This is a genomic window from Virgibacillus halodenitrificans, assembly GCF_001878675.1.
In the GTDB taxonomy this organism is placed as follows: Bacteria; Bacillota; Bacilli; order Bacillales; family Amphibacillaceae; genus Virgibacillus_Q; species Virgibacillus_Q halodenitrificans.
The window spans coordinates 3,087,746-3,101,982 of sequence record NZ_CP017962.1 but is presented as its reverse complement, the minus strand read 5'-3'; the positions used below and the strand labels follow the sequence as shown (position 1 = coordinate 3,101,982).

13 protein-coding genes are annotated in these 14,237 nt (G+C 39.0%); 9 read left to right on the top strand and 4 right to left on the bottom strand.

Features of this window, described 5'->3' with window-relative positions; translation table 11 throughout:
* Nucleotides 1-151 precede the first annotated feature (151 nt).
* From BME96_RS15710 to BME96_RS15700, 3 genes are read left to right on the top strand one after another with little or no spacing between them, the layout of a single operon-like run.
* Entirely contained in the window at nucleotides 152-1,150 is a 999-nt protein-coding gene (locus tag BME96_RS15710) for a FecCD family ABC transporter permease (RefSeq protein ID WP_071649542.1), read from the top strand.
* The gene (locus BME96_RS15705; protein WP_019377435.1) at nucleotides 1,147-2,199 is read left to right on the top strand and encodes a FecCD family ABC transporter permease; all 1,053 of its coding nucleotides are present in this window, start codon (nucleotides 1,147-1,149) and stop codon (nucleotides 2,197-2,199) included. The genes BME96_RS15710 and BME96_RS15705 overlap by 4 nt, the downstream gene beginning before the upstream one ends.
* Nucleotides 2,200-2,245: 46 nt before the next feature.
* Nucleotides 2,246-3,076 carry an ABC transporter ATP-binding protein gene (locus tag BME96_RS15700; protein ID WP_071649541.1) on the top strand — a complete coding sequence of 277 codons (831 nt, stop codon included), beginning with the start codon at nucleotides 2,246-2,248 and terminating at the stop codon, nucleotides 3,074-3,076.
* 101 nt (nucleotides 3,077-3,177) lie between these two features.
* On the opposite strand, the gene BME96_RS15695 is transcribed toward BME96_RS15700, so the two are convergent.
* The gene (locus BME96_RS15695) at nucleotides 3,178-3,387 is read right to left on the bottom strand and encodes a hypothetical protein (protein ID WP_060679338.1); all 210 of its coding nucleotides are present in this window, start codon (nucleotides 3,385-3,387) and stop codon (nucleotides 3,178-3,180) included.
* A gap of 202 nt (nucleotides 3,388-3,589) precedes the next feature.
* Between BME96_RS15695 and BME96_RS15690 the strand changes: the two genes are divergently transcribed.
* From BME96_RS15690 to BME96_RS15670, 5 genes are all read left to right on the top strand, one after another.
* Nucleotides 3,590-4,105 (top strand): hypothetical protein, encoded by a 516-nt coding sequence (locus BME96_RS15690; RefSeq protein WP_071649540.1) that lies wholly within the window; start codon nucleotides 3,590-3,592, stop codon nucleotides 4,103-4,105.
* A gap of 127 nt (nucleotides 4,106-4,232) precedes the next feature.
* Nucleotides 4,233-4,787, top strand: coding sequence for an RNA polymerase sigma factor (locus BME96_RS15685; RefSeq protein ID WP_071650034.1), 555 nt, complete (start codon nucleotides 4,233-4,235; stop codon nucleotides 4,785-4,787).
* Nucleotides 4,787-5,515, top strand: coding sequence for an anti-sigma factor (locus tag BME96_RS15680; protein WP_071649539.1), 729 nt, complete (start codon nucleotides 4,787-4,789; stop codon nucleotides 5,513-5,515). The genes BME96_RS15685 and BME96_RS15680 overlap by 1 nt, the downstream gene beginning before the upstream one ends.
* A 129-nt stretch (nucleotides 5,516-5,644) precedes the next feature.
* On the top strand, nucleotides 5,645-6,697 hold the full coding sequence (locus BME96_RS15675; RefSeq protein WP_071649538.1) for a YVTN family beta-propeller repeat protein: 1,053 nt from the start codon (nucleotides 5,645-5,647) through the stop codon (nucleotides 6,695-6,697).
* 144 nt (nucleotides 6,698-6,841) lie between these two features.
* Nucleotides 6,842-7,639 carry a sugar phosphate isomerase/epimerase family protein gene (locus tag BME96_RS15670; protein WP_071649537.1) on the top strand — a complete coding sequence of 266 codons (798 nt, stop codon included), beginning with the start codon at nucleotides 6,842-6,844 and terminating at the stop codon, nucleotides 7,637-7,639.
* Between the two features lie 219 nt (nucleotides 7,640-7,858).
* On the opposite strand, the gene BME96_RS15665 is transcribed toward BME96_RS15670, so the two are convergent.
* On the bottom strand, nucleotides 7,859-9,553 hold the full coding sequence (locus tag BME96_RS15665; RefSeq protein ID WP_071649536.1) for a peptide ABC transporter substrate-binding protein: 1,695 nt from the start codon (nucleotides 9,551-9,553) through the stop codon (nucleotides 7,859-7,861).
* Between the two features lie 322 nt (nucleotides 9,554-9,875).
* Here BME96_RS15665 and BME96_RS15655 point away from each other — a divergent pair, with 322 nt between their 5' ends.
* Complete coding sequence (locus tag BME96_RS15655; protein ID WP_071649534.1) at nucleotides 9,876-10,286, top strand: VanZ family protein; 411 nt, start codon at nucleotides 9,876-9,878, stop codon at nucleotides 10,284-10,286.
* A 410-nt stretch (nucleotides 10,287-10,696) separates the two neighbouring features.
* Here the strand turns inward: BME96_RS15655 and BME96_RS15650 are convergent, their stop codons facing one another.
* Nucleotides 10,697-13,612, bottom strand: coding sequence for an MMPL family transporter (locus BME96_RS15650; RefSeq protein ID WP_071649533.1), 2,916 nt, complete (start codon nucleotides 13,610-13,612; stop codon nucleotides 10,697-10,699).
* The gene (locus BME96_RS15645; protein WP_019377423.1) at nucleotides 13,612-14,058 is read right to left on the bottom strand and encodes a MarR family winged helix-turn-helix transcriptional regulator; all 447 of its coding nucleotides are present in this window, start codon (nucleotides 14,056-14,058) and stop codon (nucleotides 13,612-13,614) included. Before BME96_RS15645 ends, BME96_RS15650 begins: the two co-directional genes overlap by 1 nt.
* Nucleotides 14,059-14,237: the final 179 nt, after the last annotated feature.

The following is a 14,237-nucleotide window of genomic DNA, read 5'->3' as shown; positions in this document are numbered from 1 at the left end:
TAATATAAGCTGTATTGTCTGGCTTGTCAATAAAATTTATGAAATTAATTGAAAATAAATTTTAAGTTCATTGACAATGATTCTCAATTATTTTAAACTGAAAATGGTTAGATGTGTACGTAACAGTTTTAGTTGAGAAAGGTATACAACAATGATAAAAAGTACCGCAAATAAAATTATAGTATTAACTATAGGTGTATTATTGGTTGTCTTTCTAATGTGGGCAAGCACGATTTTTGGACTCACAAAAGTGACAACTCAAACGTTAGTTAATTCTATTTATCATTTTGATGGTTCCAATGAACACATTATTATACAACAAGCAAGAATTCCCCGGGCATTAATTGCAGCTGCCGTTGGTGGTAGTCTTGCCATAGCCGGAGCAATTATGCAAGGGTTGACGAATAATCCGTTGGCATCCCCGAGTTTGTTTGGAGTGAACGCCGGGGCAAGCTTTCTAGTTGTTGTGGGAATCAGCTTTTTAGGATTTACCTCTTCCGGAAGCTTTACCTGGCTGGCATTTGCAGGGGCTGCTGTTTCTTCAATTATTGTCTATGTTCTAGGTTCGATGGGAAGGGATGGAATAACACCAATTAAAATTACTTTAGCAGGTGCAGCAATTGCTGCATTATTTTCTTCCCTGACCCAAGGAATTTTAACCTTGAATGAAAGTGCTCTAGACCAGGTGCTTTTTTGGCTGGCAGGCTCTGTACAGGGAAGGGACTTAGACGTCTTGATAGGGGTCCTTCCGTATCTCATTTTAGGTTGGTTAGCTTCTATTTTTATTGGAAAGCAAATGAATGTATTGACAATGGGAGAAGATATAGCGAAGGGCTTGGGGCAAAAAACCTTACTTATTAAAATAGTAGGTGCAATAATCGTTGTTTTATTAGCGGGTGGGTCTGTAGCTATCGCAGGTCCCATTGGTTTTATCGGGATTGTCATTCCACATATTTCAAGATGGTTTGTTGGTATAGACTATCGCTGGATTATACCATATAGCGGATTGCTTGGTGCCATGTTATTGCTTATGGCAGACATTGCAGCAAGGTATATCATTATGCCAGCTGAAGTTCCAGTAGGTGTTATGACTGCGTTTATCGGAGTTCCCTTTTTTATCTACATTGCTAGGAGGGGAATAAACGAATGAAGAAAAACGTATCCTTCAGATTAGGCAAATTATCTTTTTTAATTAATAAAAGATCCTTTATTACAACAGTTGGATTAACACTATTAATCATACTTCTAATGATTGTCAGCTTAGGAATTGGGCAAATGAAAATCTCTCCAATTCATGTGGTAAAAGCAATATTTAGCGCGAGTACAGATATGGAAAATTTGGTAGTCCAGTCTTTTCGAATGCCGAGGATTCTTTTATCTATACTGGCGGGTGCTGCATTGGCCATGTCTGGTGCCATATTGCAAGGAATTATCCGTAATCCGTTGGCCTCACCTGATATTATTGGAATAACTGGTGGAGCATCATTTACAACGGTGGCTTTTCTCGCTTTATATAGTGATCGAAGTAATACATTAACATTGAGTATTCACTGGCTCCCATTAGCATCCTTTATTGGAGCAGTCGTAATTGGCTTTCTTGTATACTTTTTGGCGTGGAAAAATGGTGGAATTGCTCCCATTCGTCTAGTGCTAATTGGTGTAGGGGTCTCAGCGGCCGTGCAGGCGCTCACTACGATGATGATGTTATTAGGACCAATTTTCACAGCATCCCGGGCAAATATTTGGATTACTGGTAGTGTAAATGGCACAAATTGGACAGAAGTAGCTACACTTGCACCTTGGATCCTATTCTTAACCTTTATTTTATTTGTTTATTCAAGAAGGTTAAACATGCATGATTTAGGTGAAGAGTTAGTGACGAATGCTGGAGGTTTTGTTCAAAAAGATCGTTTTATCCTACTATTGTTAAGTACAGCACTTGCTGGTGGAGCTGTTGCGTTTGCTGGAGGAGTTGGATTTGTCGGTTTAATGGCACCACATATGGCTAGACGGCTGGTGGGTTCCTCGTATGGGGTACTCTTGCCAGTATCTGCATTACTTGGAGGGACGATCGTACTTGTTGCAGACTTAATTGCACGAACGGCATTTGCTCCACTTGAAGTACCAGTCGGTGTATTCACCTCAGCAATCGGTGCTCCTTATTTTATATATTTATTGTTTAAAAGCAGGAATAAGTAAATCGTACAGATTAAAAGGACGGCCTAGATGGAAAGGAGAATGTAGGATGCATGCAATTTCAACAAAATCACTAACATTAGGCTATGGTGAAGAAAATATTATTGATCAATTGGACCTGTCTATTCCTAAAGGCAAAATAACCGTTTTTATAGGAAGTAATGGAAGTGGAAAATCTACATTGCTCCGTTCATTAGCTCGTCTTTTAAAGCCCAAGAGCGGATCCATTGTCTTAGACGGTAACGATATTGCCCATACCTCTACGAAAAAAATTGCAAGAAAGCTGGCTATTCTTCCTCAGTCGCCGGTAGCACCAGAAGGATTAACAGTATTACAGCTGGTAAAGCAAGGGAGGTATCCATATCAAAATTGGTTGCAGCAATGGTCTGAAAAAGATGAAGAAGCGGTAGTAAATTCAATGGAAGTAACTGGAATGAGTGAATTTGCAGATCGGAAAGTGGACTCCTTATCAGGTGGGCAAAGACAAAGAGCGTGGATCGCTATGACACTTGCACAAGATACGGAAACAATTCTGCTCGACGAGCCAACGACTTATCTTGATATGACGCACCAGATAGAAATTCTTGATCTGCTTTATGATTTAAACCAATCAGAGGAACGAACGATTGTGATGGTTCTTCATGATATTAATTTAGCTTGCAGGTATGCAGATAATATTGTAGCTATTCATGATAAAAAAATATACAAACAGGGCGATCCGGATACAATAATTACACCAGATTTGATTCATTCGGTATTTGGCTTACAATGCCATGTAGCTTGTGATCCGCTTTGTGGTACACCGATGTGTATCCCATTTAGTAAAGGGAAGCATTTAAGAGCTGGTCGTCAGCAGGTGAACGAAGCAAACTCTTACTAGGTTTATAAGAATAATTTTCGAAATGAAAAAAGGCTGCTCCTGTATATGGTTGGGAGTAGCCTTTTTATAACCTTTCGATAAATGAGAGAGGAGAGCCTCGTTTACAGGGACTCCATTAGTTCGTTGCCAGCAGGGAATATCACTTGTGCTCTATCTTGAAATTGTGGGGAATTTTTAGTTAATGAAGTGTCCCGTGGATAAACTTCCAGTCTTTTTACATCATAATCATGGATAATAAAACCGCCACCTAACCCTTCGTTAATCATTCGGTCAACCTCCAATTGATCATCCCGGTCAGAAAAAGCAGCCAATCAAGATCACCTCCTTGTCATAAGTATAGCATAAATTATCATATTTTTCTGTAAAATAAAGTTTTTGAGAAGCTGACATTGTACTTATTGCGCACTAACCCCTTTCCTACAATACTAATAAAAATTTTTAAAAATTTATTCGAACCGTTTAACGATTACCTCCGTTACCTTAAATGAGAATAAATTATTAGGAGGGAATAAAATGAAGAAGTGGATATTTTTTGTGGCAATGATGATTACTGTCCTCATGCTGACTGCATGTGGTAATGACGCGGATGAGGAATCCCAGGATAAGAGCAATGACACGGAAACTTCAGCGACTAGTGAAGATACAAGTGAAGGCACAAGTAGTGAGGCTGATACAGATACAAGTAGCCTACAACTTTTGGAAAATGACGACGTAGGAAAATATTTGGCAGATTCAGATGGGATGACACTGTATTATTTCACCAAAGATGAGGAAGGTAAAAGTAATTGTAGTGACAAGTGTCTGGAGAATTGGCCTGCGTTCACAACTCAGGATTTCGAGGTGCCTGAGGGATTTAGTAAAGATGATTTTGGTACGATAATGCGGGAAGATACTGGGGAGGAACAAGTGACGTATAAAGGCTATCCTCTTTATTATTTTGTAAAAGATAAGGAAAAAGGCGATGTAAATGGTCAAGGTGTTAAGGATGTCTGGTATATTGTAAACAGTGATACAACATTTAAGAAGTAAACTATACAATAAGCGCTTTAAAAGGAACGGTCACTAGGTGATGGTTCCTTTTCTTCTCTTCAGCTTGTATAATATAAAAATAATGGGAATAGTTAGAAAATGTGGTGGAGAGGAGTGCGTGATAGCAGTGAAAGATCGAACGGAAGCCGAACTGATCGTTTTAATAAAACAACAACATCGTCCTGCATTGGAAGAAATATACGAACGATACATTAAATTAATTTATAGTTTTGTTTATAAATTCTGTAATGGAAATGAGGAAGCTGCCAAAGAAATGGTTCAGCTTACCTTTTTGCGACTTTGGACTACAAAAAGTAATTATGATCCCTCTAAAGGCGAGTTTGTAAATTGGTTGCTGACAGTGGTTCGAAGTGTATGTATCGATCATATCAGAAAAGAGAAAAAGCATGCATATCCAAATCAATATGTTGATACTGACCGAACGAAGGATGTGGCAGATCCGGAAGATCAAATAGAGGGTACACTACTAGAAGCAGAGATAGCTAAAGCGAAAAGTAACTTATCCGCAAGGCAAAGGAGATTAATTGACTTGCTCTATTGGCGGGGATATTCGCTAACGGAAATAGCTGAGATGGAAAACACACCAGTGGGAACCATCAAAAGCAGGCTTCATCAATCACTTAAACAATTAAAGAAATATTTAGAACTGGAGGGTTCATAATGGAAAGGAAATGTGAACACCTACTTTCTTATATGGCAGATACACTTAAGGAGGAAGATAGAGAGAGCTTCGAAGCACATATGAAGAAGTGCGATGCTTGCAGGAAAGAGTATGCAGAGCTGATTGATTCATGGGAAGCATTGCAGTTTGATTTTGAAGAACAGCAGGTACCAGAGTCGCTCAAGGCCGACGTGTTTGATTTTGTTTTTAATGACAAGGAAGAAGAGAAAAATAGAAATCTTATAGATAAAATCAGGGATTGGGGAATTCTGTTGAGAAACCAATTTACTCCATTATCAGCAAGTCTTGTTTTTACATTGGTTATAGCAACAGCTATTTTAATGTTTATAAATGGACAGTCAGGAAACGTGGAACAAATGGCAGGTAACCAGCAGGCTGAGATTATGACATCTTTAAATCTGAAATCTGCGAACGACGAGCTGCAAGGCGCAGGTGGTTATGCATACGTTGTTCAGCAGGATAATTCAAAGAAATTGGTCGTGCAGGTAGATGGTTTGCCTAAATTAGCAGGCTCACATACCTATCAGGTTTGGTTGTTAAAGGACGGAGAACGTTTAAATGCCGGCATTTTTAACACAGATGATTCAGGAGCCGGAATTCTAACCTATACACTACCCGCTGACGAAGACTTTGATCAAATTGGTATTACTCGTGAACCAGCGTTAGATAATACACAGCCGGAAGGACAAAAAGTAATGGGATCATAGTAGAGATAACGCTTCGTTGCCAATACAAAATCAGAGGAAAAAACTATAAAAAAATCTTCCATTTAAGCAAACCGTTTACTTCTTTTATTCGTTTACTAAGATAAATGAGTTGTTTAGGAGGGTTTTTTTATGTGGAAAAAGATTATTTTGTTATGTCTATTCATACTACTACCATTTACCATGCTGGTTGCTTGTACAGGAAATGAGGAAGAGGATTTAAATAAGCCTGCAGCAGACAAACCAAAAGAAAAGACTACCAGCTCGGATGATAATGAGCCAGGAGCTAAAGTTTATGTGAATAATCGTGACGCGGGTAACATCCAGGTTATTGATTCAAGCACAAATGAAGTGTTGGATACGATTCGTGTTGGTGAGAAACCTACATATAATGAAATCGATCCAAAGGGGAAATATGTCTATGTAGCTAATAGTCAATCAGAGGATGTGTCCATTATTTCTACGGACAATAATGAAGTGGTAAAAACGATTCCGTTTGGCAAGACACCAAAAGGGATCAATTTTACGCCTGACGGAGATTGGGTTTTTGTTATCAATGAAGGTGAGGGAACGGTAACGGCGATTGATACCGCGACTATGGAGAAAGAAGCAACGATTGAAGTTGGGGATAAGCCGCATAATGGGATAGCTAGCCCGGATGGAAGTAAGTTTTATGTTACTAACACTGCCTCCAACTCAGTATCTGTTATTAATGTTGCTTCCAAAAAAGTCACCAACACCATCGAAGGAATTGAAGGGGCTCCGCATAATTTGAATATTACTCCAAATGGAGAGACATTACTCGTGACACTGACACAAAAAGGGGAACTGGGAGTTATTGATTTAAATAAAGAGAAACTGACCGCAACTATCCCAGTTGGCACAGGCCATCATGTATTGGATATTACTGCAGACGGAAAATTTGCATATGTAGGAAATATTGGGGCTGATTATGTGTCTGTTGTTGATATGGAAAAGCAGAAAGAAGTTGACCAAATTAAGGTAGGTATGGGCCCACACGGAACAACAATATCCAATGATGGGAAGAATGTTTATGTAGCTGTAACGAGCAAAGATCAAGTTGCAGTGATTGATCGTAAAGAGAATGAAGTAGTAAAACGAGTGAATGTTGAATCATTTCCGTTTTTTATTAGTACATTAGAGAATACTGACGTGATAGAGTAGGTAATTTTATGTGGCTGTCACTTGTCGAATTAATTTGCTTGTTTTCAAGCATTAATAAGCAGAAGAATGGCGCAAAGTACTCGATTTCCCCCCTTACATTTTGTATACTGGCAATCAATCTATTAATTTCTATGGGGGTATTGCATGTCAAGGGAGATTTTTTATTCCGGATTAGTTCAATTGGAAAAACCGGTTAAAACAAACTTACAAGCGTTTGCTGACTATGGGGCAGATGGGGTTGAATTATTTTTGGATGGACCACAATGGAATAATAAGGATGCCAGCTTTTCTAATATAAAAACATACCTCAATTCTTATCCTTTTACCTATAGCGTACATGGTCCAATGTTCGACTTGAACTTGACCAGTGAAAATGCTGCAGTCAGACAAACGGCCTTAAACGAATTGAAGAAAACGATTGAAATTGCGGCTGAGATACAGGCACATCATGTGATTATTGACCCGGGCATTTGCATGTTTCAAATCTTCGATAAGCATCAAGCACAAAGGCGGGCTTTGGAAGCTATAATGGACTTGCAACAACATGCAAAACAATACAGGCAGCCTATTGCTATTGAGAATATCGGACATAACGGCACAGAACTTTTCAATCAGGAAGAGTTTTGTCGTTTATTGGATCATTTTCCCGATAAAGAGATGCTTGGACTGGTGTTGGACACAGGTCATGCCAATTTGAATAACTGGGATATCCCGGAAGTGCTCGAGGCTACTAAAGACCAGTTGCTTGCGATCCATCTAAACGATAATGATGGGCATACGGATAACCATTTAGCCATTGGTGACGGAAATATTAACTGGGAGCCAATTTTCAAGAAGCTTCAACAGATACCAAAAAAGTGTCGTTTCATTTTGGAATATAACACAGTTATGCCGTACGAGAAACTTCAGGAAGGGAAGAAGTTGTTAAGCGAATATTTATAGGCGATTCGAATCAAGCTGTAGTTAGAAATTTTTACAGCCATTGACACATTCATAACAGGGAGATAATAAGCAGTCTTTCTCCCAACCCGAAAAACCAGCTTGGCCCTTTTTTAATGGTCCAAGCTGTTTAATCATGTAAATTTCTATTTAGGGGGGTTTTTTGACTTATAGAATCATCTTGATAAACTATCGACTTATATTTCCTTTACGATAACTCTATTATTCTTCACCAACACTTGCCCACTTATATTCATAAGTCGGACCAATTGGATTTGTAATAACGCCCTTCAACTTAGGGGATGCAAGAAGGGATACGTATTCTTGATATAATGGAGCGATTGCTGCATCCTCAAATAGTATTTTTTCGGCTTCAATAAAGTTATTATAACGCTCAGCAGCTTTTCCTGGTTTTGCAAGTTCATTTTGTGCTTCAGTTAAAAGCTGATCGTATTTCTTGTTTGAGTAACCCATCTTGTTGTATTCTCCATCCGTTTCCATCAGGCTGAGGAAGGAATATGGATCCATGTAATCCGGTCCCCATGCGGAAAGCTGGATGTCATAATCCATCTTGGAATCTAGCTCTAATTTTTGCTTTCCTGGTACTTGCTTTAAGTCTACTGTTAGCCCTTCGAGGTTTGTTTCCAATTGATTTACGAGATATTCCTGCATCGTTTTGGCATTCTCCCCATCACCACCAAGAAATTCAAGCTCGATAGAATCTTTACCTAACTCCTCCAAGCCTTTCTTCCAATACGCCTGGGCTTTTTCTATGTCATATTCAACTAACTCGCCATTGACATCTCTGATCTCTTCTCCATCATGCTCAGTCCCCTCAGGAAGTGGAGCAAAGTCATTTGGAATTAGCCAATTTGCCGGAATGGAGCCATCGTTTAAAAGTTCGTCAGCAAGTGCCTGTTTATCAAATGCACGACTGATTGCTGCCCGGATATTTGTGTTTGCCAATGCCTCATTACGCGTTTGGTTTAATTTTAAGTAATAGACAACCGGTTTGGATCTAGTCGTATAATCTTCATTAGTAGAATAGTTATCTACTAAATCGGAATTTAATTGTACTCTGTCCAATTCACCAGTGTCATATAAATCGACAGCAGTTTGCGGATCTTTCACTACGGTATAATTCATTTTTTCGATTTCAACGGTATCTGCATCCCAATAATCCTCATTCTTTACCATTTCCCAGGAATCACTTGTGCTCTCCCAATCTTTTAGCTTGAATGGTCCGTTAAAAACCAGGTTGTCCGTGCTCTGGGCATAGTCATCGCCTTGTTCTTCTACGAAACTTTTATTCAGCGGCAGGAATGTACCAAAGGTCATTAATGATTCGAAGTAAGGAACTGGTTTTGCTAATTCAACAACCAATGTATGATCATCTTTCGCAGTGACACCTAACTCGTCTACAGCTTTCTCGCCTTTACTGACTTCTTCAGCATTTTTAATAACGCCTTTCATCATGTAAGGACCATACTCGGAGCCTGTATTCGGGTCTACTGTACGCTGCCATGCATATACAAAATCCTCTGCGGTTACAGGGTCACCATTTGACCATTTCGCATCTTCTCTTAAATGAAATGTCCATACCATGCCGTCTTCACTTTCTTCATGGTCTTTTGCAATACCTTCTACTGGCTTTGCGTTTTCACCTAAACGGTACAGACCTTCCATTGTGGCACCAAGGAATTGAAAGGAAAGTTCATCTGTTGCCATTGACGAATCCATTGTAGTAATGCGATCTTTTTTGGATAGATTCAATACTTGTTCATTTGCTCCGTCTGTTGTGCTACCATCTCCACTGCCGGAGGTCTGGTTATCATCCTCTCCAGAGCATGCTGTCATTACAGCAAGAAATACAATACCAATCATCATCCATACAATTTTCTTCAAATTATTATTCATAGTGACCTCCCTTTTACTAAAAAAATTACTAATAGTTGCATTTTACATTAAGGTTTAACCGTTTGCAATATTTATTCTAAATTTTATTAATAATTCAACTTTGTTGTTATGACAACGAAATAAGAAAATAAAAGGAAGCAGAGCTGTTGTTGATGCCTTTGGTAAATTTTTTACTAAAATTTTCCGATTTTAATTTTCGTTTGATTTTACTTGATAAATGGAATGCTTTTAAAGGTAGGGAACTTACTTATATGGAGGAAGGTTTTGTTCGTCTTTCACATGGGAATGTGCACCATATCGAATGGGTAAAGGAAATGATGAAATGAGAATTGTTGCTATGATCTGTTGGTCGTTAATCATGTTTGCATTTATATTTAACTCGAATCTATTAACATTATTGGAAGAAGGAAATATTAATTTAAATATAACGGAACAACCGCAATTTGCGTTTTTTGAAATTTATCAATTAAGGGCGGATGTAGTAATTCGGAAGGTCGGGCATTTATTTATGTTCGCCATGTGGCTGTTATTTATTTATATTGGGGTAAAGCGATTGAAGGTGGCTGTCTGGATTACGCTTAGTCTTGCGCTCGTTACAGAAATTCTTCAGCCTTACTTTACCAGAGATGGTCGCTTGCTTGATGTTTTGTTTAATAGTGCTGGCGTGTTACTTATGGCTTTTTTAATTCACGTTTATTTGGTAGCGATAGGGAATGTGAAGGGAGAGAGATGATCCTTAGCGGGTGAAGTCCATATAATTGGGTGAAAAGAACATAAAAAGGGCCAAATTAATTCCCCACATCACAATGTTTTACAACCACGAAAAACATGAGGAGGAATTAATATGACCCAATTACATTTTAACCTAAATATGTATTTTTTAAAAGACATTAATTTGAATTTAAATTACGTCGGCAGAAGGGATTAATCCTCCGGAGAGCCAAGTAATCGTCCGCAGAAGAAAATAATCCGCCGGAGAGCCAAGTAATCATCCGCAGAAGGAAGTAATCCGCCGGAGAGCAGAGTAATCATCCGCAGAACAAATTAATCCGCCGGAGGGGAAAGTAATCATCCGTAAAAAGATATCCTATTCTAAACCAAAAAGAGCTGTCTTTTCATCAACGTGAAAAGACAGCTTTTTTCTTATCGTTTAAATGGCCACCAGTTAGCTTTGCCAAACATGCGCACCATCAATGGAATGAACAATGGAAGCATGACGAAGGCGTATAGAAATAGTCCTGCAATTACGGCAGTAGCAATCTGCAATAAGGAAAGTACACCGGATGGAAGCATAGCCCCAAATGTACCACCGAGAATGACTGCTGCTGATATGATCACAGTCCCCATATTGCGCATTGCTGCGAATAGGGCTTCTTTTATATCACCATTCTTATATTCGTTAAACCGTGCCATAAGGAAGATGCTGTAATCAATTCCTAAAGCAACAAGCATGACAAACGCGAAGAACGGTATGGCCCAGGTAAGTCCGGAGTAGTTAAAGATATGAACAAAAATGAACTCCGAAAATGCCATGGAAGTAATATAAGTTATAATCAGTGAGCCAATTAAATATAAAGGCATCACGAGTGAACGCAGCATGATGACAAGGATAATGAAAATCCCAGCGATCATCAGGATGGCTGTCCGTGTGTAATCCTCGTTGGAGATATGTTGCAGGTCATTATTCGTACTGCTGACCCCGCCAATTTTCTGATCACTGTCTGCAAACATTGTTTCCTTTCTTGCACTATCCACGGTGTTATTAATATCTTCCACCTGGTTCATTGCTTTCGTTGAATATGGATTATCACTGAGAATGACTTCAAATTTAGTGATTTTTTTATCCTCGGAAAGGTATGCCTCTGTACCTTCCTGGAAGCTTTCATCATTTAACGTATCCTGAGGGATAAATACATAATCCTCATTACCGTTTTCACTAAAGTCCTTTAGGAAGTCCTCGACTCCTGTTAATCCTTCGTTAACTTGCTTCAGGCCTTCAACACTATCCTGAAGCCCGCTCGATAATTCGTTTAATTGACTTTGCATATCTGCAAAAGCTTGCTTTAATTCTTTTTGTCCACCATAAATTTGTGAAAGACCTTCCTGTACTTCAGGAATTTTACCAACAACCTGTTGCTGGCCATTTCCAGCTTGGTTCAGTCCGGACTGCAGCTCTCCAACAGCACCGGATAAGCGGTTAATTCCCCCGGCAAGCTGTTCCTGTGCAGTTACGGTTTGCTGTAAATTTGAATTTAGTTGATTCATTGAACTGGCAAGTGGAGCTGCACCAGGAATATTTTGCAGCTGCTTGGCGAGTTGTTGATACCCTTGCACTAATTCTTTATTTCCAGATACTGTTTGGTTTAGGTTACCTTGAATTGTTTGAAGGTTTTTTTGAATTTCACCTGCACCTTGTGCCCCAGATTCGATTCCGTTTTGAATGTCTGTGAGGGCGGTTTGCATTTGGCTTATCCCATCTTTGGTATCCTGTGTGCCCTGCATAAGGTCATCCACACCATTTTCAGCTTCCTGAAGCTGTGGTTGTGATTTGTCGAGTTCCTTGGAAGCTTCATTAAGTCCATCTTGGATATCCTGAAGACCTTCTTTACTTTCCCCAATGCCATCTGCCAGTTTTTCAGTTTGATTGATTAATAGAAAATCATCAATAACCTCACCAGTTGGGCGTGTTGCACTACGGACCTGTTTTACTCCGTCCATTTCTGCAATGCGTTGCGTTATTTTGGCAATATCCTGATAATCCTGCTGGGAATCGACGGGTTTATCTGTTTTGAATACAACCGTAGCAGGCATGGTTTGCCCCGGACCAAAGCTATCAGCAATCAAATTAAATCCTTTCACAGAATCATAGCTATCACCGATTTCTTCTAAGGAGTTATACGATTTATCCCCACTATATGTTAGCATTGCCGGCACGGTAATAACTGCGACAATGATTAATGCGATGATCGGCCTTTTCCATGCAAAGGCTCCCGCAGTACCCCAAAGCTTACTTTCTTTATGTGCTGCGTTTTTATCAAATGGCCAAAATAATTTCTTGCCTAGCACGACAAGGAAAAATGGTACGAGCGTAGAAAGTGCAAGTAATACGATCGCCACACCAACAGCCACGGCTACTGCGGACTGATAGAGTGAAAAGGTGGATAATCCGATGGTGGAAAAACCAATTAACACGGCTAATCCGGCAAAGAAAATCGTTTTCCCGCCTGATTTATATGTTGCTATCACGGCATCCTTTGTTGATTCATGTTCAGCCATTTCTTCTTTGAAGCGGCTAATCAGTAGAATACAATAATCGGTTCCGATCCCAAACATGACTGCCACCATAAAAATTTGTGTGAACGTTGAGAGTGGGAAGTTGACCGTATCTGCTAAGATGGCAACAATCCCTTGTGCAGCCAGATAACTTATTCCAACAGTTAGTAGTGGAATGAATGGTGCTACAAAAGATTTAAATACAATAAATAAAATAATTAAAATCAAGCCAACAGTAATAATCTCCGTTCGCTTTAACCCTTCTTGGGAGTTTTTTACGATGTCCTGTTCAATGTATTGCTGTCCTGTTACGTAATGATCAATGGAAGTATCGTCTGCAATGTCATAAATTTTTTCACGTGCTTGATCAATGTCTTTATTTTCCAAAGAAATATCAAAAGGTACCAGAATGGTTTGGTTATCCTCGGAAACGGTTTGTTCCTTTATTTCTTTGCTCTCATTGAAGTTAAGTAAATTACTAATTCCAAGCTCGTCTTTCTTTTCCTTAAGGTTTTTGATGACTTGCTGAATCTCGTCCTTATCTGCCTTATCCAATTTATTTTCATCATGAAAAACAAGTACAGAGCTGGCATTGTTTTTCCCACTATTCTTGGACATCTGATCAATTAAGTCCTGTGCTTCATCGGAAGGAGATCCTTCTGGTACGGAAATTTGCCCTTTATCTGCAACCAACTCTTGGAGATTTGGTGAAAATATGAATAGTCCGGCAGCCGCAATTACCCAAAATGCAGCAATTAACCAGCGGAATCGAATAATCTGTTTCATTACTGGTCTCCTTTCTTATCTGTTGCCATGACATGTGCTAATTTTTCCAATGCATGGATGAAGGTATGAATTTCTTCTTCATTAAAATTGCCAAGATAGGTGCCAATTTCTTTAGTTAAATTGTTCCTTGTGTAATCGACGAGTTCATTTCCTTTTTCCGTCAACTGGAGATACACAATTCGTCTATCCTGCTTGTCACGCCTTCTTATAATTAAGCCTTTCTCATCTAATCGATTAATTTGCGCGGTGATGGCGCTTTTTCCAACACCTAAAAAGGCGGCAATTTCTGAACTTGTGCATTGCTGATGCTTTTGAATGTATTGCAGTGTAGGAAATTGATCTGTCGTTATTTCTGTATGGATTTTTTCTTTAAGTATTAGATTAACATTGCGATCAATGGTATTCATTGCGTCCTGATACCGATTAATTAGTTCGAGTAAATCCATTAAGTACACCTCCGTTTATAGTTCATCAGGTGAATAGTTTCATAAGTGAACTATCATAGTTTAACAAAGGAGGAGGAGTGAAGCAAGAATTTTGGTTTAGGGAGGAGGTGAATTAGCTAACAAAATGAATCTTGTAGACGAATGGAGTCATAGATAGCTATCTAAAATGAAAATGATTA

Bases quoted from the DNA above. Each gene is read 5' to 3' on its own strand.
- BME96_RS15710 (WP_071649542.1), top strand. From the start codon at position 152: ATGATAAAAAGTACCGCAAATAAAATTATAGTATTAACTATAGGTGTA.
- BME96_RS15705 (WP_019377435.1), top strand. From the start codon at position 1,147: ATGAAGAAAAACGTATCCTTCAGATTAGGCAAATTATCTTTTTTAATT.
- BME96_RS15700 (WP_071649541.1), top strand. From the start codon at position 2,246: ATGCATGCAATTTCAACAAAATCACTAACATTAGGCTATGGTGAAGAA.
- BME96_RS15690 (WP_071649540.1), top strand. From the start codon at position 3,590: ATGAAGAAGTGGATATTTTTTGTGGCAATGATGATTACTGTCCTCATG.
- BME96_RS15680 (WP_071649539.1), top strand. From the start codon at position 4,787: ATGGAAAGGAAATGTGAACACCTACTTTCTTATATGGCAGATACACTT.
- BME96_RS15675 (WP_071649538.1), top strand. From the start codon at position 5,645: ATGTGGAAAAAGATTATTTTGTTATGTCTATTCATACTACTACCATTT.
- BME96_RS15670 (WP_071649537.1), top strand. From the start codon at position 6,842: ATGTCAAGGGAGATTTTTTATTCCGGATTAGTTCAATTGGAAAAACCG.
- BME96_RS15665 (WP_071649536.1), bottom strand. From the start codon at position 9,553: ATGAATAATAATTTGAAGAAAATTGTATGGATGATGATTGGTATTGTA.
- BME96_RS15655 (WP_071649534.1), top strand. From the start codon at position 9,876: ATGAGAATTGTTGCTATGATCTGTTGGTCGTTAATCATGTTTGCATTT.
- BME96_RS15650 (WP_071649533.1), bottom strand. From the start codon at position 13,612: ATGAAACAGATTATTCGATTCCGCTGGTTAATTGCTGCATTTTGGGTA.
- BME96_RS15645 (WP_019377423.1), bottom strand. From the start codon at position 14,058: ATGGATTTACTCGAACTAATTAATCGGTATCAGGACGCAATGAATACC.